Source organism: Flavobacterium sp. WC2409 (genome assembly GCF_041200085.1).
Classification (GTDB): Bacteria; Bacteroidota; Bacteroidia; order Flavobacteriales; family Flavobacteriaceae; genus Flavobacterium.
The window spans coordinates 1-26,400 of the sequence record NZ_CP165625.1 but is presented as its reverse complement, the minus strand read 5'-3'; the positions used below and the strand labels follow the sequence as shown (position 1 = coordinate 26,400).

8 protein-coding genes, 4 tRNA genes and 6 rRNA genes are annotated in these 26,400 nt (G+C 39.0%); 4 read left to right on the top strand and 14 right to left on the bottom strand.

Annotation, left to right across the window (positions count from 1 at the left end):
- The first annotated feature begins 30 nt into the window (after positions 1 to 30).
- The 3 genes from cdd (at position 31) to AB3G34_RS00080 (ending at position 3,295) form a co-directional block, all read left to right on the top strand.
- Positions 31 to 513, top strand: a complete 483-nt coding sequence (gene cdd, locus AB3G34_RS00090) for a cytidine deaminase (RefSeq protein WP_367757038.1) — start codon at positions 31 to 33, stop codon at positions 511 to 513.
- Between the two features lie 143 nt (positions 514 to 656).
- Positions 657 to 1,655, top strand: coding sequence for a pyruvate dehydrogenase (acetyl-transferring) E1 component subunit alpha (gene pdhA, locus AB3G34_RS00085; RefSeq protein ID WP_367757036.1), 999 nt, complete (start codon positions 657 to 659; stop codon positions 1,653 to 1,655).
- 8 nt (positions 1,656 to 1,663) lie between these two features.
- Entirely contained in the window at positions 1,664 to 3,295 is a 1,632-nt protein-coding gene (locus AB3G34_RS00080) for a 2-oxo acid dehydrogenase subunit E2 (protein WP_369753079.1), read from the top strand.
- A gap of 173 nt (positions 3,296 to 3,468) precedes the next feature.
- Here the strand turns inward: AB3G34_RS00080 and AB3G34_RS00075 are convergent, their stop codons facing one another.
- Positions 3,469 to 4,713 (bottom strand): glycosyltransferase, encoded by a 1,245-nt coding sequence (locus AB3G34_RS00075; protein WP_367757032.1) that lies wholly within the window; start codon positions 4,711 to 4,713, stop codon positions 3,469 to 3,471.
- A 109-nt stretch (positions 4,714 to 4,822) separates the two neighbouring features.
- Here AB3G34_RS00075 and AB3G34_RS00070 point away from each other — a divergent pair, with 109 nt between their 5' ends.
- Positions 4,823 to 5,404, top strand: a complete 582-nt coding sequence (locus tag AB3G34_RS00070) for a tRNA-(ms[2]io[6]A)-hydroxylase (RefSeq protein ID WP_367757030.1) — start codon at positions 4,823 to 4,825, stop codon at positions 5,402 to 5,404.
- A 57-nt stretch (positions 5,405 to 5,461) separates the two neighbouring features.
- Here AB3G34_RS00070 and AB3G34_RS00065 read toward each other — a convergent pair whose 3' ends face one another.
- The 13 genes from AB3G34_RS00065 to AB3G34_RS00005 all read right to left on the bottom strand — a co-directional run bounded on the left by AB3G34_RS00065 (position 5,462) and on the right by AB3G34_RS00005 (position 25,986).
- Complete coding sequence (locus AB3G34_RS00065; RefSeq protein ID WP_369753078.1) at positions 5,462 to 7,333, bottom strand: OmpA family protein; 1,872 nt, start codon at positions 7,331 to 7,333, stop codon at positions 5,462 to 5,464.
- A 16-nt stretch (positions 7,334 to 7,349) separates the two neighbouring features.
- Positions 7,350 to 8,267, bottom strand: coding sequence for a type IX secretion system membrane protein PorP/SprF (locus tag AB3G34_RS00060; RefSeq protein WP_367757027.1), 918 nt, complete (start codon positions 8,265 to 8,267; stop codon positions 7,350 to 7,352).
- A gap of 54 nt (positions 8,268 to 8,321) precedes the next feature.
- Entirely contained in the window at positions 8,322 to 13,850 is a 5,529-nt protein-coding gene (locus AB3G34_RS00055; protein WP_369753077.1) for a gliding motility-associated C-terminal domain-containing protein, read from the bottom strand.
- Positions 13,851 to 14,075: 225 nt separating this feature from the next.
- Positions 14,076 to 14,185, bottom strand: a 5S ribosomal RNA gene (gene rrf, locus AB3G34_RS00050).
- A 165-nt stretch (positions 14,186 to 14,350) separates the two neighbouring features.
- A 23S ribosomal RNA gene (locus tag AB3G34_RS00045) occupies positions 14,351 to 17,236 on the bottom strand.
- A 184-nt stretch (positions 17,237 to 17,420) separates the two neighbouring features.
- A tRNA-Ala gene (locus tag AB3G34_RS00040) sits at positions 17,421 to 17,494 on the bottom strand.
- Positions 17,495 to 17,609: 115 nt separating this feature from the next.
- A tRNA-Ile gene (locus AB3G34_RS00035) sits at positions 17,610 to 17,683 on the bottom strand.
- 128 nt (positions 17,684 to 17,811) lie between these two features.
- Positions 17,812 to 19,325: ribosomal RNA gene (locus AB3G34_RS00030) — 16S ribosomal RNA — on the bottom strand.
- A 1,411-nt stretch (positions 19,326 to 20,736) separates the two neighbouring features.
- Positions 20,737 to 20,846 (bottom strand): 5S ribosomal RNA (gene rrf / locus AB3G34_RS00025).
- Between the two features lie 165 nt (positions 20,847 to 21,011).
- Positions 21,012 to 23,897: ribosomal RNA gene (locus AB3G34_RS00020) — 23S ribosomal RNA — on the bottom strand.
- Between the two features lie 184 nt (positions 23,898 to 24,081).
- Positions 24,082 to 24,155, bottom strand: a tRNA-Ala gene (locus AB3G34_RS00015).
- A 115-nt stretch (positions 24,156 to 24,270) separates the two neighbouring features.
- Positions 24,271 to 24,344 (bottom strand) — tRNA-Ile (locus AB3G34_RS00010).
- A 128-nt stretch (positions 24,345 to 24,472) separates the two neighbouring features.
- Positions 24,473 to 25,986: ribosomal RNA gene (locus AB3G34_RS00005) — 16S ribosomal RNA — on the bottom strand.
- Together the 16S, 23S and 5S rRNA genes with 4 tRNA genes alongside form the textbook arrangement of a ribosomal RNA operon.
- Positions 25,987 to 26,400 lie beyond the last annotated feature (414 nt).

Genomic DNA, 26,400 nt, shown 5'->3' with positions numbered 1-26,400 from the left:
TGAACTTTGGACTTTTTTTCCTATAAAAATATGAAAGAAATAACTATTACAAGCCATTTCTCTGTTTATAATTCAACACTTGAATTACCAATTGAAGTACAAAATCTTATGGAGCAAGCCATTTCAGCACGGAAAAATGCATATGCACCATATTCAAAATTTAGAGTTGGTACGGCTTTATTATTAGATAATGGAAAAATAGTATTGGGCTCTAATCAAGAAAATGCTGCTTATCCATCTGGACTATGCGCAGAGCGAGTAGCTATTTTTCAAGCCGGAGCAATATACCCAAATGCAAAAATCACAAAAATGGCGATTACAGCTGCTTCAGACACCAATAAAACAACAGAACCAATACCTCCTTGCGGTGCGTGTAGACAATCAATTGCCGAATATGAAATCCGCCAAGAGTCGCAAATAGAAATTTATTTCATGGGAGAAACTGGCGAAGTCTATAAATCACACTCCCTAAAAAACCTGCTCCCGTTATTATTTAACAAAAACGTGTTGTAAAATTGCTAAAAATTAGCTTTTTAATTTTAGTTCTTAGTTGGAATGTCCTATTTTTGCAATTCGCAAATTTGTGGGAGGAAACTATTTTGCGTTATAGGTACTAGTTGATAACACAATAAAACTTTAGCAAAAGAACAATTGAGATGAAAGAAGTTACAAAAGAAGTATATTTAAAGTGGTACGAAGACATGCTGCTTTGGAGAAAGTTTGAAGACAAGCTTGCAGCATTATACATACAACAAAAAGTTAGAGGTTTTCTACACTTATATAATGGTCAAGAAGCAGTACTAGCAGGTGCATTGCATGCAATGGACTTGACAAAAGACAAAATGATTACTGCATATAGAAATCACGTTCAACCAATTGGAATGGGTGTAGATCCAAGAAGAGTAATGGCTGAGCTTTTAGGAAAAGTTACGGGAACATCAAAAGGAATGGGTGGTTCTATGCATATTTTCTCAAAAGAGCACCGTTTTTATGGTGGTCATGGAATCGTAGGTGGACAAATTCCTGTAGGAGCTGGATTGGCTTTTGCAGATAAATACTTTGAAACTGGCGGTGTAACAATGACCTATTTTGGTGATGGAGCAGCACGTCAAGGATCTTTGCACGAAGCTTTCAACATGGCTATGTTATGGAAACTACCTGTAGTTTTTATTGTAGAAAATAACGGTTATGCAATGGGAACTTCTGTTGAAAGAACGGCTAACCACACTGATATTTGGAAACTAGGTTTAGGGTATGAAATGCCTTGTGGACCAGTTGACGGAATGAATCCAGTAAAAGTTGCTGAAGCGATGACAGAAGCTATTGATAGAGCGCGTCGTGGTGATGGACCAACTTTCTTAGAAATGAAAACATATCGTTATAGAGGACACTCTATGTCGGATGCTCAACTATATAGATCAAAAGAAGAAGTAGAAGAATACAAAAAAATTGATCCAATTACACAAGTTCTAGATGTAATTAAAGATCAAAAATATGCTACAGAAGAAGAAATTGACGCAATCGACCAAAGAGTTAAAGACTTAGTTCAAGAATGTGTTGATTTTGCTGAAGAATCGGAATATCCTCCAATTCAACAATTATACGACGTAGTATACGCACAAGAAGATTATCCATTTATACCTCATAAACTATAAAATCAATTATGGCAACAATAATTACAATGCCTCGTTTGAGTGATACTATGACGGAAGGAACGGTAGCAACTTGGCTTAAAAAAGTAGGTGACAAAATTAGCGAAGGCGATATCCTTGCAGAAATTGAAACTGACAAAGCAACAATGGAATTTGAGTCTTTCAACGAAGGAACTCTTTTGCATATAGGAATTCAAGCTGGTGAAACGGCGCCTGTAGATTCATTATTAGCAATAATAGGAAATGAAGGGGAAGATATTTCTGCAATTTTGGCAGGAAAATCTGAAACTCCTAAAGAAGATACTACAAAGAAAGAAACAACTTCTGAAACTAAAACTGAAGTAAAAGAAACAGCTGCTCCGGCCGCTTTACCTAAAGGTGTTATAGTGGTAACTATGCCTCGTTTAAGCGATACAATGACGGAAGGAACTGTAGCTACTTGGTTGAAAAAAGTAGGTGATAAAGTTGCTGAAGGTGATATTCTTGCTGAAATCGAAACCGACAAAGCAACAATGGAATTTGAATCTTTCAACGAAGGAACTTTATTATACATAGGAATTGAAGAGGGAAATGCAGCACCAATTGATAGCTTATTAGCTATTATAGGACCTGCAGGAACTGATATCTCAGGAATAGCAGAAAACTTCACAGTTGGAGGAGCTAAACCAGTAACAACTGAAGAGGTTGCAACAGCATCTGCTGCACCGGCAGAGCCAACAGCACAAGAAGCTTCTACTGATGGAAAACGTATTTTAGCATCGCCGTTAGCAAAGAAAATTGCTAGCGACAAAGGAATTCAATTGACACAAGTTAAAGGTTCTGGTGAAAACGGGCGTATTGTGAAAAGCGATATCGAAAACTACTCACCTGCTGCTGCAGCGCCACAAGCTGCCGCACCTGCACCTGCTAAAACCGAAACTGCTGCTGCACCTGCACCAAAAGTTTTTGTTCCTGCTGGAGAAGTATTTACTGAGGAAATCAAGAATTCGCAAATGCGTAAAATCATTGCAAAACGTCTAGCGGAATCTTTATTCACTGCACCACATTACAACTTAACCATAGAAGTAACTATGGACGAAGCAATGAAATCAAGAGCAATTATCAATAATGTTCCGGATACTAAAGTATCTTTCAATGACATGGTGATTAAAGCTTGTGCAATGGCTCTTAAAAAACACTTGAAAATTAATTCACAGTGGAAAGAAGATGCAATTACCATCAACCACCATGTAAACATAGGTGTTGCAGTAGCTGTTGAAGACGGATTAGTTGTTCCTGTATTAAAATTCACTGATGCTATGAGTTTGTCTCAAATTGGTGGAAGTGTTAGAGATCTTGCTGGAAGAGCAAAAAGCAAAAAATTACTACCTTCAGAAATGGAAGGAAGTACTTTCACAGTTTCTAATCTTGGAATGTTTGGTATCACTGAATTTAATTCAATTATCAACCAACCTAACTCAGCTATCCTATCTGTAGGAGCAATCGTTGAGAAACCAGTGGTTAAAAACGGACAAATTGTTGTAGGTAACACTATGATGTTATCTCTTGCTTGTGACCACCGTACTATCGACGGAGCAACTGGAGCACAGTTCTTACAAACATTAAAACAATACATTGAAAATCCAGTAACCATGCTTGCATAAGTACTGATTCTGTATAAAAACAAAAACCCGTCTTGTATAACATGACGGGTTTTTTATTTGGGCATATCCTTGCTTCCACTTTCGTTACAGCAAGGTCGGGCTGTACACTATATCTTTTATTCCATTGCATTCCATAAAAGGATGTCGCTTCCATCTCTTATGCATTACATCACTTATAACTTATTTTTCTCCTCTATCCACTTCGACATGTATTTCGTACTTTTCAACGTATGATGTTGCAACAGCTCCCCCATAAAATTATTCATTCGATGCTGCGCTAAATTCTTCTTTAAACTTTCAATTCGTTCTTTGAAATTATCTTCAAATAAGATTCTTAAATAACGGCTCTTAATTATTTCAATTCCATTTCTTTGCGCTTCAATCCACCTCATTTCATCTTGGTATAATTGAACGGCTTTATCAGCAAAAGATTCTTGGTCATCTTCTACAAACCCATTCCATGACAACTGACCTTTCATAGATTCAGCACCAACAGCAGTCGTAACGCTAGGTGTACCACATTGCATTGCTTCTAATAATTTCCCTTTAATTCCCGCACCAAAACGCAACGGAGCTAAAACTACACGTGATTCTTTAACAACATCTCTTGCATTCGCTACACGCCCATTAATTAAAAAACCATCTTTTGCATTATTTAACTGCAATACTTTTTGAGAAGGATAAGCACCATAAATATTTAAAACAGCACCTGGTAATTGTTTTTTAATCGAAGGCCAAATAGCTTCTTTCAAATACTGAACCGCATTCCAATTGGGTTCATGATAAAAATTACCAATAAAAACAAAATCCTTTCGATCATCAAATGAAGGCAATACATTTAAATCTGGAACTTCATTGGAACTAAGCAAAAGAGGAATATAATACAACAAATTTGTGTCTATTTTGAAAACCGTAGTTAATAATTCCATTTCAAATTCTGAAATCATTAAAGATAGATCACAACGCAAAATACTAGCTATTTCACGCTTAGAAACATCTTCATTAAACAAATCTCCAAACTCAAATAAACGTCCCTCCTTGAAGGCCTTTTGCCGTGCTAAGCGCAGACAATGTAAGTCTTCGGTATCCAAAAGTCGTAAAGCATTAGGACAGGTTTCGGCTACACGCCAACCAAACTGTTCCTCCATCATAAAACGATCAAATAAAACAACTTTAGGACCAAGTTCTTTTATAAAATCATCAAAACTACCACAATTTAAAGAAATTGCTTTTCTTTTAATCCCTAACAAATTAAGATCAACCATATAATCGCTCTCCATTGCAGGGCTAGCGAAAGTAACCTCATAACCATCTTCCTTAAAGAGGGAAATCAATTGCATCATTCTAGCACCAGCAGCAGAAGAATTAGGCTCTGGCCAAACAAAACCAATTATTAATAGCTTTTCAATCACATTCATAACTTATATCATTACAAATACAAAATAATGGTATTTAGACCGCATTACCATGATTTCGACAATAAATAAGAAAGAAAACACTAATTTTACAACTTTAAAACACAAATAAATGTTAGGATTAAAATTAGCAACCGATCCCCGTTGGGTAAATATAGTTGAATCAAATATTGAAGAAATATTGACGGACCATGCATGGTGTGAACAAAAAGCAGCTTCTAATGCGATAAGTCTAATAACCCAAAACTCGGAAAAAGAAGAATTAGTTACTGAACTAATGATCATAGCTAAAGAAGAAATAGAACATTTCAAAATGGTTCATGATCTTATCAAAGAAAGAGGTCTCACCTTTGGTCGCGAACGAAAAGACAGTTACGTTAATGAGCTTTTTAAATTCTTGAAAAAGGACGGAAGTCGCAATGATGCACTGTGTGAGCGTTTACTATTTTCAGCGATGATTGAAGCAAGAAGCTGCGAAAGATTCAAAGTCCTTTCTGAAAACATAAAAGATCAAGAACTAGCTGCATTTTATCGTGATTTAATGATTAGTGAAGCTGGACACTACACCACATTTTTAGCTTTTGCAAAAAAATATGCTGACAATGTTGATGTTGATAAACGTTGGAAAGAATGGATTGAATTTGAAACTTCGATCATCATTAATTATGGTAAAAACGAAACAGTACATGGTTAAAATAAAAAAGCGAATTCTAAATTAGGATTCGCTTTTTTATTTTAACAGGAAGTAAAATTACTTCTTTACAATGATAAATTCCGAACGTCTGTTTAAAGCATGTTCCTCTTCGGTACATTTTACGCAATTTATTTTTAATTCAGATTCCCCGTAACCTTTTCCTGATATTTTATCTGCACTTATTCCTTTAGAAATTATATATTGAACAGTCGCATTGGCTCTTCTTTCTGAAAGATCCATATTATAATCATCTCTACCTCTAGAGTCAGTATGTGATTTAGCTACAATGACCAAATCCTTATTCTGAGACATTATATAAACCAACTTATCAAGTTCATCCGCACCAAGTGTTGTAATATCACTTTTATCAAATTTAAAATATATTGGATTAAAGATAAATTCTGTATCCGTAACAACAACATTAATAGGATCTAATTTAGCATCAACATTATATTCACCTCCATTACTAACTGCAATAGGAAATGTTTTTGAAATAAAACCATCTTTACTAATTTCAACAAAATATGATTTATCATTTTTGGCACTATACATCATAGTTCCATTTTCGTTTGTTAATTGTTTATCCAAAACCTTTTTATCTATATCAGAAACAACCACTCTCGCATTAGTTATAACAGAACCCGTTACAGAATTACTAACAATGGCATGTATTTTTCCATTTTCAACAACAGGTATCGAAGAGTAAATTTGGTCTTTACCATTACGATTACTTGAAACATAACCTATCTTATTTTTTTTATTAAAAGTAAAAGCAAAATCATCTTTTTCAGAGTTTACAGGTTTACCAATATTACTGGCAACTTCATTTTTATTTAAATCTATTGAAAAAATATCAAAACCACCAAGACCTGACAGTCCTTTTGATGAAAAATACAGAATACTTTCATCTGTAATAAAAGGAAAACTTTCATCTTGAGAAGTATTTACATTAGCACCCAAATTTTCAGGATCTCCAAAACCTCCATCAGCTTTAACTTTAACTTTCCAAATATCCAATCCACCAAAAGTACCAGGCATGTTAGATGCAAAATAAAGTGTTTCCCCATCTTTTGTTATTGATGGATTACTAACCGAATAGTTTTTACTGTTAAAAGGTAAAGGAGTTATATTTGACCATTTTCCATTACTATCAGTGGCTTTATATAAATTTACTTGACCAAACTTAATTCTTTTACTTTTATTTTTATCAAACAATTTTTCGTTGAAACTTTCGCTAGAGAAATAAACAGTTTTACCGTCTTGAGTCATAGTCAAAGGACCTTCATGGTAAGCAGAATTCAATTCTGAAATTGGAACAGGTTCCGAATAAGTAGCCTCTTTTTCATTATAATTTGACCTGTAAAGATCTAAGAAAGGCTCGTTATTCCATCCATAAATTTTTCTGCTTTCATTTCTAGAACTGGCAAAATATAATACATCGTTATATTGAATAGCTCCAAAATCAGATTTTTCAGAATTAATATTTAACTTCTTTAAGTCAAACAATTTTTCTTTGCTAGAAATTTTAGATAAATAATCAGAATTATTAACAAATTCCTTAGATCTAGGGTCATTGGGTTCCATTCCAACAAATATTTTCATTTGTTTATCTGATAAATCATACTTACTATTGGATTTCAATACTTGTGCATATTTATAATATGTATCCGCATCTTGCTTCGACTGTAAAGCTTTTTCATACCAATTTTCAGATTCAGAAGTGTTATTCATATTATAATAACATTCCCCTAGTTGCTTAAAAACATAAGAATCTGAATTTCCGTTTTGAACTAACATTTTATAAGCATCCGCTGCTTTTACATATTCGTATCTGTCAAATAATTTATCTGCAGATTTTGTTTGATTATTTTGTGAGAAAATACTAATACTATTTAGTACAAAAAACAAAATTGTTGTATATCTTTTCATTAATTAAAATTTTGTATTAGAAAAATCTAGGTGAACGTGAAACCTTTTTTGGCGTAAATAAATCATATAAAATTATAAATTCATGAGAAGAAGGTGCAGTCACCTTTAAATCAGAAATTATATGGTCATAAGCATATCCTATTCTTAGCTCAGGTGTGATAGCAAAATTAACCATAGCACCAAAGCTATCTTCTAGTCTATAGCTCGCTCCTAACTCTATTTTCTCCATATATAAAAAATTTGCAGAAAGATCTAATGAAGGTTTTACATCAAATGCTGATTTCAACATAAAAGAAGGCTTAAATTTCAAATCATAATTAATATCAAACACATATCCCGCTGTTAAGAAATAATGAGAAACATCAGAACCGTACTCACGCCCATTATAATCTAAATGTGCTGACTTCATCATATTAGGAATTGAAAAGGAAACGTAGTATTTATCCGTGTAGTAAAAAAGACCAGCCCCTAAATTTAATGAAGCGTCATTTATGTCTTCCCCAAAAATACCTTCAGATGGGTCAGGTAGAGAAGATTGAATATCTCTAAGCGCCACTTTATGAAAAGAAACACCTGTTTTTAAACCAAAAGCCAATCTATGAGTGTCATTTAATTTTAAAGTATAAGAGAAATCTCCATACACATTTTGTTCAGTAACAGGGCCTATTTTATCTGAAATAAAAGACAGACCTAAACCTACATTATTACCTGCAGGAGCATGCCCTGAAAAAGTAAAAGAAGTAGGTGCATCCTCTATATTTACCCATTGCTTTCTATATAAAGCACCAAAAGAAATACTTTCTTTCGAACCTGCATATGCAGGATTAATAACATTCATATTATACATATATTGAGTATAATGTGGATTTTGCTGTGCCGATATATCAATACAGGCAAAAAGAACCAAAAGAGAAGTTAAAAATATTTTGTTCATATCCGTTTATTTTTCATTTTGTTGATAAAAAAGACCAACAATATATTTATTAAATTATAGTTTTTCTCTGATTAGATAAATCCAACCTGTTTTTGTTTTACCATTATTAAACTCAATAACGTAATAATACGTAGCACTAGGAAGTTCATTTCCTTTATCTGACTGGCCTTTCCATTGATCAGTATAGTTAGATTGATTATATACTTTGATCCCGTATCTATCAAATATTTCTAGTTTTTTTACGTCTAATAATTTTAAATCAAAATAGTCATTTGAACCATTTCCATCAGGAGAAATTCCTTTTTGTATATTACAGTAAATAGATTCGACAACTACGCTATTCGTTGTTTCACAACCATTAGCTACTGAAGATATTGTCAATGTATACGTCAGTGGAAACTCTTCAACAGCGGAAGAAGATGCTATCACATTAGAAACATTTAATATATTGGAATTTGTCCCAACTGTCAATCCAGAACTATCTTTCCATTGATAACTTACATCATTTGGATTGTATGAGCTTGCTAATGGACTTGCTGTTAAAACATAGTCTTTAGAATCGCAATCGCCCATAATCTCAAACTGGATTTGTGGTGGAACTGGATTAATTGTTTGTACTGCTCCAGTGTTTATACAAAAAATACTACTTGTAAATCTTACACTTATTGGATAAGTACCAGGTAATAAATTTACAAATATAGGACTGTCTTGATAACCATTGCCAATACTGTATTGTACATCATTTTGAGCAACAATTGTAATTGAACCTGTTTGCACTAAGCAAGTAGGCTGAACAATTTGTTGCACAGTTGGCACTAATGGTAATGGAGGAAGTGGATCAATAGTCACTTGCAATACACCTTGAACAGAGCATGTATTATCTGCAATATTTCTCACATACAATGTATAATTATTAGGTACTAAACCTGAAAATGAATTTGATGTTTGAAAAGTAGTACCATTCAAACTATATTCAACTCCAGTTTGCATTGTTACAACAATACTTCCTGAAGGAATTTCACATGTAGGTTGAACTACACTTGCCAATGTTGGAATTATAGGAGGTGTAGGTACTGGATTAATTGTTGTTGGTGTTGATGAAACATTTGCACAACTATTATCAGACACACTTCTTACATATAATGTATAGTCGTTTGGAATTAATCCCGAAAAGGAATTTGAAACCTGATATGTTATTCCATCTAAACTATATTCTGCTCCAGTTTGTGTAGTAATAGAAATAGTCCCAGAAGGTACTGCACACGTTGGTTGAATTACACTAGCAGTGGTTGGAACGACAATAACCTGTATTGGGTTAATAATTACATTTGTAGAAGACAGCGTTACACAAGTAATATCAGTTGTATTCCTAACATATAGTGTATAACTATTTGGCGCTAAGCCTGAAAACGAATTTGATCCTTGATAAATAACCCCATCTAGGCTATATTCAACTCCTGATTGCGAAGTTATTTTTATGGTTCCTGATGGTGTTGAACATGTAGGCTGAACAACACTTGCTGATGTAGGAATAACTGGAGGCAATGGTATAGCATATACTGTTGTTGTAGAAGAAGACATAGTCATACAAGTTGTGTCTCCTATATTTCTAACATATAATGTATAATTATTAGGCGCTAAGCTTGAAAATGAATTTGATGTTTGAAAAGTACTTCCATCTAAACTGTATTCAACCCCTGTTTGTGTAGTTATTACTATAGTACCTGAAGGTGTTCCACATGTGGGTTGAACTACACTAGAAGTAGTTGGTACTACTGGCGGAGTTGGTATCGCATTTATAGTTATTGCTGATGGAGACATAGTAATACAACTCGTATCGCCTGTATTTCTAACAAACAATGTATAATTATTTGGTGCTAAACCTGAAAATGTATTTGATCCTTGGTAAGTCACTCCATCCAAACTATATTCAATTCCTGCTTGTGCCGTTATTGAAATTGTTCCTGAAGGTATCGCACATGTTGGTTGGGTTATACTCGCTGTTGCTGGTACAACTGGTGGTAATGGAGTCGCATTTATTGTTGTTGTAGACGCTGACATTGTCACACAAGTAATATCTGATAAATTTCTAACGTATAATGTGTAACTATTCGGTGCAAGTCCAGAGAATGAATTCGACGACTGATAAGTTGTTCCTTCTAAACTATATTCAACTCCTGATTGGGAAGTTATTGTTATAGTTCCTGATGGAGTGGCACATGTAGGCTGAACAACACTGGCAGTTGTAGGAACAACTGGCGGCAATGGTACTGCATTCACTGTTGTTGTAGAAGAAGACATAGTCATACAAGTTGTATCACCTGTATTTCTAACATACAATGTATAATTATTTGGTGTTAAGCCTGGAAAGGAATTTGATGCTTGATAAGTACTTCCATCTAAACTATATTCAACTCCAGTTTGTGCTGATATAACAATTGTCCCGGTAGGAGTTCCGCAGGTTGGCTGAACTACACTAGAAGTAGAAGGCACTACTGGTGGAGTTGGTATCGCATTTATAGTTATTGCTGATGGAGACATAGTAATACAACTCGTATCGCCTGTATTTCTAACAAACAATGTATAATTATTTGGTGCTAAACCTGAAAATAAATTTGATCCTTGGTAAGTCACTCCATCCAAACTATATTCAATTCCTCCTTGCGCCGTTATTGAAATTGTTCCTGAAGGTATCGCACATGTTGGTTGGGTTATACTCGCTGTTGCTGGAACAACTGGTGGTAATGGAACCACATTTATTGTTGTTTTAGATGCTGACATTGTCACACAAGTAATATCCGCTAAATTTCTAACATATAATGTATAATCATTTGGTGCTAGACCTGAAAATGAATTAGATGCTTGATAAGTAGTTCCGTCCAAACTATATTCTACTCCTGATTGGGAAGTTATTGTTATAGTTCCTGATGGTGTGGCACATGTAGGCTGAACAACACTGGCAGTTGCAGGAACAACTGGCGGCAATGGTACTGCATTCACTGTTGTTGTAGAAGAAGACATAGTCATACAAGTTGTATCACCTGTATTTCTAACATACAATGTATAATTATTTGGTGTTAAGCCTGGAAAGGAATTTGATACTTGATAAGTACTTCCATCTAAACTATACTCTACTCCTGTTTGTGTTGTTATTACAATAGTTCCTGAAGGCGTTCCACATGTAGGTTGAGTTACACTAGCTAATGTAGGTTCAACTGGTGGAGTTGGTATAGCGTTTATTGTTATTACTGATGGTGACGGAGTAATACAACTTGTATCTCCCGTATTTCTTACATATAATGTATAATCATTTGGCGCTAAACCTGAGAAAGAATTCGAACCTTGATAGCTTATTCCATCCAAGCTATATTCGATTCCTGCTTGTGCAGTTATTGTTATAGTTCCTGATGGTATCGCACATGTTGGTTGAGTTATACTAGCCGTAGCAGGAGTAACAGGAGGTAATGGTGCTTCATCAATAGTAGTTGTAGAAGCGGACATGGTTACACAAGTGGCATCTCCAGAATTCCTAACATATAATGTATAGTCATTAGGTGCTAAGCCTGAAAATGAATTAGATGCTTGATAAGTAGTTCCATCCAAACTATATTCTACTCCTGATTGGGAAGTTATTGTTATAGTTCCTGATGGTGTGGCACATGTAGGCTGAACAACACTGGCAGTTGTAGGAACAACAGGTGGCAATGGTACTGCATTTATTATTGTTGTTGTTGCAGACATTGTCATACAAGTTGTATCATCCATATTTCGAACATACAATGTATAGCTATTTTCTGGTAAGCCTGAAAATGAATTTGTATTTCTAAAAATAATGCCATCTAAACTATACTCAGCACCGAATTGAGCCGTTATAACAATTGTCCCAGATGGAGATGCACAGGTTGGTTGAACTACATTTGCTGCTGTAGGAACTAAAGGGACAGGAGGTGCAGGGTTAATTACAACAGGAGATATTGAACTAATACTGCAAGAACCGTCAGATGCCTTTCTAATATATAATGTATAACTATTTGGGTTCAAACCCGAAAAAGTATTAGAAGCTTGATAAGTAGTTCCGTCAATACTATATTCAGCACCATTTTGACTTCCAATAGTTATTGTTCCCAATGGATTAGAACAGGTAGGCTGTACTAAACTTGAAGTTACTGGTGGTTCAAATAAATTTATTGTATAAAAATCATTACTATAACATGGTATTAATCCTGCTGATGAAAAAACAGCTGGATTAGGATCTCTTAGATTATAATCTATTCCTAAATTACCATAATCTAAATTACTCGAAATTTCAGGACTTAAAAAAGAGTTAGTTACACTATAACTTGTCTCATCCGTATCTTTCATTGTAAAACCAAAAAATTTAATATCACCAGAAGTGTAACCAATTAATGATTTTAAAATTTCTACCTCGAAACCTAAATTATAATCAGTAGCTCCAGTATTATTTTTATTAACCCCAAAAAAAGAGCCAGGTGCACTTGGGGTAGCGCTCCCAAGCGATGTTCTAACAGATTCTCCTGATTTTAATTCAACAATATCAGCAAAATAATTTGACTCTGTTGCATCAGTTGAAATAATTAAACAATAATCAGCTTGAAAGTAAGAATCAAATGTACTAGGATTATTATTAAAATAATTAAAACCCTTAACAGTGGCACCAGTTAGAACGTCTCCATAGTTAGACATATTAAAACCACCTGATTTCGAATCTAAAAATAACAAAAGACTACTGTTTTTATCCACTTTACCTGCAAGACCAACTACTAAGTTATTTTCTTCTGGACTAATTTTCAATGAATTTACATATGCTTTAGTAGCACTTACAGATAAAGGTGCTGTTAATACATTATCTTCAATTGGACCAGTTCCCCAAGCAGACTCAGTCATTGACCCATCTATGTTCTTTGCATATCTTGAACGAACACTTACTGTTTGTCCGTTCATAAGTGAACTTGTTGTATAAGTTCTGCTAGCTGACATAGCTTGTACAATAACTCCTTCTACCGAAAATTCAAACAAATCCCCGCCCCCATTCGCTGTAAAAGTTACAGGTGTGTTAGGACATAATAAGTTTGTAGGGCTATTACTAGGAGAAACAGAAATACTAACAGAAGCTGGAGATAAATATACTGATGCGACAACAGGAACCCTAATACTTACATCATTTGTCGATTTAGATTTACTTTGTACATAAAAGGTTCTAGTAGTTTTAATACTGGGACTATAAACAAAGCCAGTATATAAAGGAGTAGTAGCATTTTGACTTGCATACCACTCAATTTGTTCATCTGTACTAGAACCATTTGCGTATACATTAACTTGGACAAAACTTACACCATCACCGCAAGAACTTCCCGCAATTACTGAAGGAGGTGCTAAGAAAGCATTAAGTCTTGCCGATTTTAAAGATTTTTTACTCTTTTTAATTGTATCCGTAAAACTAAGATTTTTATAAAATGCTATAGTAAGATTAGTCCCAAATAGATTTTCATTGGGCTTTTTTGCAAGAATCTGATTTCCTGAAAATGTCAAAAACAGTAAAAATAAAAGTAATTTATTTTTCATATAATAAATTTTGTTGTTAGTATAACATACTATAATTTTTAAAAAAAGAGTAAGAAAATAAAACATAAATGTATTGTTTTATTTTGTTTATGCACAAATATATTTAATATAAAATTAACATTATTAATATAATATCTAAAAAGTATTCATACTCTACCAATATTTAATAGAAAAACTAGAATAAAACAAAAAACCCTATTCACATAAATGAATAGGGTTTTTAAAGAAAGGCGACGACATACTCTCCCACATAACTGCAGTACCATCTGCGCAGGCGGGCTTAACTACTCTGTTCGGGATGGGAAGAGGTGAGCCCCGCCGCAATAACCACCTTAAGAAGTTATAATTGCTTTGGGCAATTTTTCAATGATTGTTTATCTTACGATAAAAATCTATTGAACAATATCTTAACATACTGAGATAAAGAAAAAAATATTAGTTCCTGAAATAAATTCAGGATAAAAGAAAGTTTCCCCAGCCTCTTGCGAGGCTGGAAAGGTGTACATAAGCTTACGGATTATTAGTACTACTCGACTATGACATTACTGCCTTTACATCTATAGCCTATCAACGTGGTCATCTCCCACGATCCTTAAAAGAAATCTCATCTTGTGGTGGGTTTCGCGCTTATATGCTTTCAGCGCTTATCCCTTCCAAACGTAGCTACTCTGCCATGCCACTGGCGTGACAACAGATACACTAGAGGTTTGTCCAATTCGGTCCTCTCGTACTAGAATCAGATCCACTCAAATTTCTTGCGCCCACAGTAGATAGAGACCGAACTGTCTCACGACGTTCTGAACCCAGCTCGCGTGCCACTTTAATGGGCGAACAGCCCAACCCTTGGGACCTTCTCCAGCCCCAGGATGTGACGAGCCGACATCGAGGTGCCAAACCCCCCCGTCGATATGAGCTCTTGGGGGAGATCAGCCTGTTATCCCCGGCGTACCTTTTATCCTTTGAGCGATGGCCCTTCCATGCGGAACCACCGGATCACTATGCTCTACTTTCGTACCTGATCGACCTGTATGTCTCTCAGTCAAGCTCCCTTATGCCATTGCACTCTACGCACGGTTACCAAGCGTACTGAGGGAACCTTTAGAAGCCTCCGTTACTCTTTTGGAGGCGACCACCCCAGTCAAACTACCCACCAAGCAATGTCCCCCGCAAAACGGGGTTAGGCCTCAGATAAACAAAGGGTTGTATTTCAACAATGACTCCACAACGCCTAGCGACGCCACTTCACAGTCTCCAACCTATCCTACACATCATTTATCCAAGGTCAATACTAAGCTATAGTAAAGGTGCACAGGGTCTTTTCGTCCCACTGCGGGTAAACGGCATCTTCACCGTTACTACAATTTCACCGAGCTCATGGCTGAGACAGTGTCCAGATCGTTACACCATTCGTGCAGGTCGGAACTTACCCGACAAGGAATTTCGCTACCTTAGGACCGTTATAGTTACGGCCGCCGTTTACTGGGGCTTCATTTCAATGCTTCTGGTTACCCATAACATCTCCACTTAACCTTCCAGCACCGGGCAGGTGTCAGGCCCTATACTTCATCTTACGATTTTGCAGAGCCCTGTGTTTTTGATAAACAGTCGCCTGGACCTCTTCACTGCGGCCAGCATTGCTGCTGGCGACCCTTCTCCCGAAGTTACGGGTCTATTTTGCCTAATTCCTTAGCCATGAATCTCTCGAGCACCTTAGAATTCTCATCTCGACTACCTGTGTCGGTTTGCGGTACGGGTACTATTAACCTGAAGTTTAGAGGTTTTTCTTGGAAGCCCTTAGGTGCACTATCTCTTTGTCCGAAGACGCCGAGTACTATCGTATTTCCCCAAAACCCGTGGATTTGCCTGCGGGTCTTATAGGTAGGTACTTCAACGAACTATTCCGTCAGTTCGCGGCACTTTCATCACTCCGTCACCCCATCACAGTTAACAGTAGTACGGGAATATTAACCCGTTGTCCATCGACTGTCCCTTTCGGGTTCGCCTTAGGTCCCGACTAACCCACAGCTGATTAGCATAGCTGTGGAAACCTTAGTCTTTCGGTGTGCGGGTTTCTCGCCCGCATTATCGTTACTTATGCCTACATTTTCTTTTCTCACCGGTCCAGCATACCTTACGATACACCTTCTACCCTGTGAGAATGCTCCCCTACCACTTACAATAAATTGTAAATCCATAGCTTCGGTAATATACTTATGCCCGATTATTATCCATGCTCGTCCGCTCGACTAGTGAGCTGTTACGCACTCTTTAAATGAATGGCTGCTTCCAAGCCAACATCCTAGCTGTCTATGCAGACAAACCTCGTTCTTTCAACTTAGTATATATTTGGGGACCTTAGCTGATGGTCTGGGTTCTTTCCCTCTCGGACTTGGACCTTAGCACCCAAGCCCTCACTGTTAGTGAACATTATATAGCATTCGGAGTTTGTCAGGAATTGGTAGGCGGTGAAGCCCCCGCATCCAATCAGTAGCTCTACCTCTATATAACTTTATAACTAACGCTGCACCTAAATGCATTTCGGGGAGTACGAGCTATTTCCGAGTTTGATTGGCCTTTCACCCCTACCCACAGATCATCCCAAGACTTTTCAACGTCAACGGGTTCGGTCCTCCACTATGTGTTACCACAGCTTCAACCTGTCCATGGGTAGATCACACGGTTTCGCGTCTAACACTACTGACTAAAGCGCCCTATTCAGACTCGCTTTCGCTACGGATCCGTGGCTTAACCACTTATCCTTGCCAGCAACGTTAACTCGTAGGCTCATTATGCAAAAGGCACGCCGTCACCCCACGAAAGGGCTCCGACCGCTTGTAAGCGTATGGTTTCAGGATCTATTTCACTCCGTTATTCACGGTTCTTTTCACCTTTCCCTCACGGTACTGGTTCACTATCGGTCTCTCAGGAGTATTTAGCCTTAGCGGATGGTCCCGCCAAATTCAGACAGGATTTCTCGTGTCCCGCCCTACTCAGGATACCACTATCAATTATATCACTTACCTATACAGGACTATCACCCTCTTTGGTTCTACTTTCCAGTAGATTCTAGTTCGTTTTACATTGAATATCGTGGTCCTACAACCCCAACATTGCCGTAACAACATTGGTTTGGGCTAATCCGCGTTCGCTCGCCACTACTTACGGAATCACTTTTGTTTTCTTCTCCTCCGCCTACTTAGATGTTTCAGTTCAGCGGGTTTGCCCACCTATCGGTGTACTAGATCTTCAATCTAGTGGGTTGCCCCATTCAGGTATCTACGGATCAATCGGTGTGTGCCCGTCCCCGTAGCTTTTCGCAGCTTATCACGCCTTTCATCGCCTCTGAGAGCCAAGGCATCCCCCATACGCCCTTATTTTGCTTATTGTACCAATCCTAAAATTAATTAGGACCGTTTTTGTTTGTTTTCTACTATAAATAGTAAAAAACGCTTTCTACTTTTTATATTTTTCTTATCTCAATATGTCAATGAACTTGTATCGCTAGTTTAATCGTTTTTTCGTTTAATCGTTTAACCGATTTAACAAATCAACGTATCAACTTTTGATTTGTGGAGAATAACGGAGTCGAACCGTTGACCTCCTGCGTGCAAGGCAGGCGCTCTAGCCAGCTGAGCTAATCCCCCGTTTCAAATTTTAAATTATGAATGGTGAATTTTGAATTAATGTATAATTCATACTCATACTTCTAAAATTTCCTTTTATTCTGAATTTATTTCAGAATCTATTTAAGTTTAATAGTTGTCTCGGACAGACTCGAACTGTCGACCCCTACATTATCAGTGTAGTACTCTAACCAGCTGAGCTACGAGACACTCTTTATTCTTAAATTGTATTATTTGAACTAACAGCAAGAGTAATAAATTCTTAATCTTTGTTTCCACTTTCTCTTTTCGTCTCTTTCCCTACCGTGCTTATAAATAAGCTAACACTAAGGCTCTAGAAAGGAGGTGTTCCAGCCGCACCTTCCGGTACGGCTACCTTGTTACGACTTAGCCCTAGTTACCAGTTTTACCCTAGGCAGCTCCTTGCGGTCACCGACTTCAGGCACCCCCAGCTTCCATGGCTTGACGGGCGGTGTGTACAAGGCCCGGGAACGTATTCACCGGATCATGGCTGATATCCGATTACTAGCGATTCCAGCTTCACGGAGTCGAGTTGCAGACTCCGATCCGAACTGTGACCGGTTTTGTAGATTCGCTCCTGGTCGCCCAGTGGCTGCTCTCTGTACCGGCCATTGTAGCACGTGTGTAGCCCAAGGCGTAAGGGCCGTGATGATTTGACGTCATCCCCACCTTCCTCACAGTTTGCACTGGCAGTCTCGTTAGAGTTCCCGACATGACTCGCTGGCAACTAACAACAGGGGTTGCGCTCGTTATAGGACTTAACCTGACACCTCACGGCACGAGCTGACGACAACCATGCAGCACCTTGTAAATTGTCTTGCGAAAAGTCTGTTTCCAAACCGGTCAATCTACATTTAAGCCTTGGTAAGGTTCCTCGCGTATCATCGAATTAAACCACATGCTCCACCGCTTGTGCGGGCCCCCGTCAATTCCTTTGAGTTTCAAACTTGCGTTCGTACTCCCCAGGTGGGATACTTATCACTTTCGCTTAGCCACTGAGATTGCTCCCAACAGCTAGTATCCATCGTTTACGGCGTGGACTACCAGGGTATCTAATCCTGTTCGCTACCCACGCTTTCGTCCATCAGCGTCAATATATTAGTAGTAACCTGCCTTCGCAATTGGTATTCCATGTAATCTCTAAGCATTTCACCGCTACACTACATATTCTAGTTACTTCCTAATAATTCAAGTCTAGCAGTATCAATGGCCGTTCCACCGTTGAGCGATGGGCTTTCACCACTGACTTACTAAACCGCCTACGGACCCTTTAAACCCAATGATTCCGGATAACGCTTGGATCCTCCGTATTACCGCGGCTGCTGGCACGGAGTTAGCCGATCCTTATTCTTACGATACCGTCAAGCTCCTTCACGAAGGAGTGTTTCTTCTCGTATAAAAGCAGTTTACAATCCATAGGACCGTCATCCTGCACGCGGCATGGCTGGATCAGGCTTGCGCCCATTGTCCAATATTCCTCACTGCTGCCTCCCGTAGGAGTCTGGTCCGTGTCTCAGTACCAGTGTGGGGGATCTCCCTCTCAGGACCCCTACCCATCGTAGCCTTGGTATGCCGTTACCATACCAACTAGCTAATGGGACGCATGCTCATCTTTCACCGATAAATCTTTAATAATTAAATGATGCCACTCAATTATACTATGAGGTATTAATCCAAATTTCTCTGGGCTATCCCTCTGTGAAAGGTAGATTGCATACGCGTTACGCACCCGTGCGCCGGTCTCTAATTCCGAAGAACTATACCCCTCGACTTGCATGTGTTAAGCCTGCCGCTAGCGTTCATCCTGAGCCAGGATCAAACTCTTCATCGTATATTATGCAAGAACCATAAATGATTCTCTATTTATTTTTGACTGAAGGTCTAGTGGTTTTTTCAAATCTCTCGATTCTATTACTCTTTATTCTTTTGTCTTTGAAATCTCTCTCAAAAACGGCTGTCAATTCAATATGTCTAGGAACGTGTCTTATCTTGTTTTCCACTCGTAGCAACACTTAACGTGTCGCTCGAAGCGGGTGCAAAAGTAGATATTACTTTTAAACCTCACAAGCTTTTTTGAAACTTTTTTAGAAAATAAATTTCCTAATTAATTCCGTTTGCTTGCCAGTATTTTAAAGAACGTCTGCGTTGTTGCGGGTGCAAAAATAACACCTTTATACCGTTATTCAATACTTTTAATGCCTTTTTTTTAACCTTTTCGCAACTTTGTTTTTAAGTTGTTGAAAACCCGTATTTTAAATAAAGTTTTTTTATCCATCCAATACTCCCTTATCGACAGAGAAGCTTTAATAAAGCAGTTTGAACTACCTCCGCAAAATATAGCCTTTCCCAATAGCACTTCTATCGTCCTAACAAGACAGACTAACTACGCTCTTTCAATCGTATTTTATCCCATAAAAGCTTCTCTAAAAAAAAGAATGACCATATGAGATACGCCCAAGCCCCTTTTAAAGTCTGATCAACCCTAAATCAAAAACCAAAAACAGACAGTAGCAACTCCCTAAAGCAAAGCAAGTCCTTAAAATTGTCAGCAATCAGTTCCAATCTTTACCCAAACCGCGCTTCATTGACATAACAAAGCAATACTCTCGTAGCTCTTATCCAAAAATATTCTTTTAAAAGAATGCAAAATGAAATTAAGAAATCCACTTTAGACAACTCCTGTTCCATTTAAATTTCAATAACAATTAAACGAACCCTTGAGAGGTCTGATTTTTTTAGTCTGACCACGAAAATCGGATACTGTCATCGAATCATTCAAAAATACCCGTAAATTGTTTGCAGTAAAAATACATTCCAAACCTTTAGTGTTATAATTCAGTGAGAATTTCGTTTATGTTCCTATTGACTTATTTACTAGAGAATAAATTAAACTAAAGTCAATTGTCAGACTAAAATATATTAAGTTGATATTCCCTTATTTAATCTCAATCAAAAACCACTTCATTACATAACAAATGCTTTCGTCACTATAAATAATAAAACTATTACCCATACCAAAATCTAATAATTACTGCTTTGGTACATTTTTATATTCAGAAAAAAAGGTGATTTACATAGCAAAATCTGCCGAACTACGGTTGGATTAGATAGATTGTTCTGAAAATACATAAATCATTAGGATTCTAGTTACTATTTCTTCTCTAATACCCATTCCTTGAAGAAAAATCGATTTTTTTGCGCACAAAAAAACCCTATTCACATAAATGAATAGGGTTTTTAAAGAAAGGCGACGACATACTCTCCCACATAACTGCAGTACCATCTGCGCAGGCGGGCTTAACTACTCTGTTCGGGATGGGAAGAGGTGAGCCCCGCCGCAATAACCACCTTAAGAAGTTATAATTGCTTTGGGCAATTTTTCAATGATTGTTTATCTTACGATAAAAATCTATTGAACAATATCTTAACATACTGAGATAAAGAAAAAAATATTAGTTCCTGAAATAAATTCAGGATAAAAGAAAGTTTCCCCAGCCTCTTGCGAGGCTGGAAAGGTGTACATAAGCTTACGGATTATTAGTACTACTCGACTATGACATTACTGCCTTTACATCTATAGCCTATCAACGTGGTCATCTCCCACGATCCTTAAAAGAAATCTCATCTTGTGGTGGGTTTCGCGCTTATATGCTTTCAGCGCTTATCCCTTCCAAACGTAGCTACTCTGCCATGCCACTGGCGTGACAACAGATACACTAGAGGTTTGTCCAATTCGGTCCTCTCGTACTAGAATCAGATCCACTCAAATTTCTTGCGCCCACAGTAGATAGAGACCGAACTGTCTCACGACGTTCTGAACCCAGCTCGCGTGCCACTTTAATGGGCGAACAGCCCAACCCTTGGGACCTTCTCCAGCCCCAGGATGTGACGAGCCGACATCGAGGTGCCAAACCCCCCCGTCGATATGAGCTCTTGGGGGAGATCAGCCTGTTATCCCCGGCGTACCTTTTATCCTTTGAGCGATGGCCCTTCCATGCGGAACCACCGGATCACTATGCTCTACTTTCGTACCTGATCGACCTGTATGTCTCTCAGTCAAGCTCCCTTATGCCATTGCACTCTACGCACGGTTACCAAGCGTACTGAGGGAACCTTTAGAAGCCTCCGTTACTCTTTTGGAGGCGACCACCCCAGTCAAACTACCCACCAAGCAATGTCCCCCGCAAAACGGGGTTAGGCCTCAGATAAACAAAGGGTTGTATTTCAACAATGACTCCACAACGCCTAGCGACGCCACTTCACAGTCTCCAACCTATCCTACACATCATTTATCCAAGGTCAATACTAAGCTATAGTAAAGGTGCACAGGGTCTTTTCGTCCCACTGCGGGTAAACGGCATCTTCACCGTTACTACAATTTCACCGAGCTCATGGCTGAGACAGTGTCCAGATCGTTACACCATTCGTGCAGGTCGGAACTTACCCGACAAGGAATTTCGCTACCTTAGGACCGTTATAGTTACGGCCGCCGTTTACTGGGGCTTCATTTCAATGCTTCTGGTTACCCATAACATCTCCACTTAACCTTCCAGCACCGGGCAGGTGTCAGGCCCTATACTTCATCTTACGATTTTGCAGAGCCCTGTGTTTTTGATAAACAGTCGCCTGGACCTCTTCACTGCGGCCAGCATTGCTGCTGGCGACCCTTCTCCCGAAGTTACGGGTCTATTTTGCCTAATTCCTTAGCCATGAATCTCTCGAGCACCTTAGAATTCTCATCTCGACTACCTGTGTCGGTTTGCGGTACGGGTACTATTAACCTGAAGTTTAGAGGTTTTTCTTGGAAGCCCTTAGGTGCACTATCTCTTTGTCCGAAGACGCCGAGTACTATCGTATTTCCCCAAAACCCGTGGATTTGCCTGCGGGTCTTATAGGTAGGTACTTCAACGAACTATTCCGTCAGTTCGCGGCACTTTCATCACTCCGTCACCCCATCACAGTTAACAGTAGTACGGGAATATTAACCCGTTGTCCATCGACTGTCCCTTTCGGGTTCGCCTTAGGTCCCGACTAACCCACAGCTGATTAGCATAGCTGTGGAAACCTTAGTCTTTCGGTGTGCGGGTTTCTCGCCCGCATTATCGTTACTTATGCCTACATTTTCTTTTCTCACCGGTCCAGCATACCTTACGATACACCTTCTACCCTGTGAGAATGCTCCCCTACCACTTACAATAAATTGTAAATCCATAGCTTCGGTAATATACTTATGCCCGATTATTATCCATGCTCGTCCGCTCGACTAGTGAGCTGTTACGCACTCTTTAAATGAATGGCTGCTTCCAAGCCAACATCCTAGCTGTCTATGCAGACAAACCTCGTTCTTTCAACTTAGTATATATTTGGGGACCTTAGCTGATGGTCTGGGTTCTTTCCCTCTCGGACTTGGACCTTAGCACCCAAGCCCTCACTGTTAGTGAACATTATATAGCATTCGGAGTTTGTCAGGAATTGGTAGGCGGTGAAGCCCCCGCATCCAATCAGTAGCTCTACCTCTATATAACTTTATAACTAACGCTGCACCTAAATGCATTTCGGGGAGTACGAGCTATTTCCGAGTTTGATTGGCCTTTCACCCCTACCCACAGATCATCCCAAGACTTTTCAACGTCAACGGGTTCGGTCCTCCACTATGTGTTACCACAGCTTCAACCTGTCCATGGGTAGATCACACGGTTTCGCGTCTAACACTACTGACTAAAGCGCCCTATTCAGACTCGCTTTCGCTACGGATCCGTGGCTTAACCACTTATCCTTGCCAGCAACGTTAACTCGTAGGCTCATTATGCAAAAGGCACGCCGTCACCCCACGAAAGGGCTCCGACCGCTTGTAAGCGTATGGTTTCAGGATCTATTTCACTCCGTTATTCACGGTTCTTTTCACCTTTCCCTCACGGTACTGGTTCACTATCGGTCTCTCAGGAGTATTTAGCCTTAGCGGATGGTCCCGCCAAATTCAGACAGGATTTCTCGTGTCCCGCCCTACTCAGGATACCACTATCAATTATATCACTTACCTATACAGGACTATCACCCTCTTTGGTTCTACTTTCCAGTAGATTCTAGTTCGTTTTACATTGAATATCGTGGTCCTACAACCCCAACATTGCCGTAACAACATTGGTTTGGGCTAATCCGCGTTCGCTCGCCACTACTTACGGAATCACTTTTGTTTTCTTCTCCTCCGCCTACTTAGATGTTTCAGTTCAGCGGGTTTGCCCACCTATCGGTGTACTAGATCTTCAATCTAGTGGGTTGCCCCATTCAGGTATCTACGGATCAATCGGTGTGTGCCCGTCCCCGTAGCTTTTCGCAGCTTATCACGCCTTTCATCGCCTCTGAGAGCCAAGGCATCCCCCATACGCCCTTATTTTGCTTATTGTACCAATCCTAAAATTAATTAGGACCGTTTTTGTTTGTTTTCTACTATAAATAGTAAAAAACGCTTTCTACTTTTTATATTTTTCTTATCTCAATATGTCAATGAACTTGTATCGCTAGTTTAATCGTTTTTTCGTTTAATCGTTTAACCGATTTAACAAATCAACGTATCAACTTTTGATTTGTGGAGAATAACGGAGTCGAACCGTTGACCTCCTGCGTGCAAGGCAGGCGCTCTAGCCAGCTGAGCTAATCCCCCGTTTCAAATTTTAAATTATGAATGGTGAATTTTGAATTAATGTATAATTCATACTCATACTTCTAAAATTTCCTTTTATTCTGAATTTATTTCAGAATCTATTTAAGTTTAATAGTTGTCTCGGACAGACTCGAACTGTCGACCCCTACATTATCAGTGTAGTACTCTAACCAGCTGAGCTACGAGACACTCTTTATTCTTAAATTGTATTATTTGAACTAACAGCAAGAGTAATAAATTCTTAATCTTTGTTTCCACTTTCTCTTTTCGTCTCTTTCCCTACCGTGCTTATAAATAAGCTAACACTAAGGCTCTAGAAAGGAGGTGTTCCAGCCGCACCTTCCGGTACGGCTACCTTGTTACGACTTAGCCCTAGTTACCAGTTTTACCCTAGGCAGCTCCTTGCGGTCACCGACTTCAGGCACCCCCAGCTTCCATGGCTTGACGGGCGGTGTGTACAAGGCCCGGGAACGTATTCACCGGATCATGGCTGATATCCGATTACTAGCGATTCCAGCTTCACGGAGTCGAGTTGCAGACTCCGATCCGAACTGTGACCGGTTTTGTAGATTCGCTCCTGGTCGCCCAGTGGCTGCTCTCTGTACCGGCCATTGTAGCACGTGTGTAGCCCAAGGCGTAAGGGCCGTGATGATTTGACGTCATCCCCACCTTCCTCACAGTTTGCACTGGCAGTCTCGTTAGAGTTCCCGACATGACTCGCTGGCAACTAACAACAGGGGTTGCGCTCGTTATAGGACTTAACCTGACACCTCACGGCACGAGCTGACGACAACCATGCAGCACCTTGTAAATTGTCTTGCGAAAAGTCTGTTTCCAAACCGGTCAATCTACATTTAAGCCTTGGTAAGGTTCCTCGCGTATCATCGAATTAAACCACATGCTCCACCGCTTGTGCGGGCCCCCGTCAATTCCTTTGAGTTTCAAACTTGCGTTCGTACTCCCCAGGTGGGATACTTATCACTTTCGCTTAGCCACTGAGATTGCTCCCAACAGCTAGTATCCATCGTTTACGGCGTGGACTACCAGGGTATCTAATCCTGTTCGCTACCCACGCTTTCGTCCATCAGCGTCAATATATTAGTAGTAACCTGCCTTCGCAATTGGTATTCCATGTAATCTCTAAGCATTTCACCGCTACACTACATATTCTAGTTACTTCCTAATAATTCAAGTCTAGCAGTATCAATGGCCGTTCCACCGTTGAGCGATGGGCTTTCACCACTGACTTACTAAACCGCCTACGGACCCTTTAAACCCAATGATTCCGGATAACGCTTGGATCCTCCGTATTACCGCGGCTGCTGGCACGGAGTTAGCCGATCCTTATTCTTACGATACCGTCAAGCTCCTTCACGAAGGAGTGTTTCTTCTCGTATAAAAGCAGTTTACAATCCATAGGACCGTCATCCTGCACGCGGCATGGCTGGATCAGGCTTGCGCCCATTGTCCAATATTCCTCACTGCTGCCTCCCGTAGGAGTCTGGTCCGTGTCTCAGTACCAGTGTGGGGGATCTCCCTCTCAGGACCCCTACCCATCGTAGCCTTGGTATGCCGTTACCATACCAACTAGCTAATGGGACGCATGCTCATCTTTCACCGATAAATCTTTAATAATTAAATGATGCCACTCAATTATACTATGAGGTATTAATCCAAATTTCTCTGGGCTATCCCTCTGTGAAAGGTAGATTGCATACGCGTTACGCACCCGTGCGCCGGTCTCTAATTCCGAAGAACTATACCCCTCGACTTGCATGTGTTAAGCCTGCCGCTAGCGTTCATCCTGAGCCAGGATCAAACTCTTCATCGTATATTATGCAAGAACCATAAATGATTCTCTATTTATTTTTGACTGAAGGTCTAGTGGTTTTTTCAAATCTCTCGATTCTATTACTCTTTATTCTTTTGTCTTTGAAATCTCTCTCAAAAACGGCTGTCAATTCAATATGTCTAGGAACGTGTCTTATCTTGTTTTCCACTCGTAGCAACACTTAACGTGTCGCTCGAAGCGGGTGCAAAAGTAGATATTACTTTTAAACCTCACAAGCTTTTTTGAAACTTTTTTAGAAAATAAATTTCCTAATTAATTCCGTTTGCTTGCCAGTATTTTAAAGAACGTCTGCGTTGTTGCGGGTGCAAAAATAACACCTTTATACCGTTATTCAATACTTTTAATGCCTTTTTTTTAACCTTTTCGTAACTTTGTTTTTAAGTTGTTGAAAAT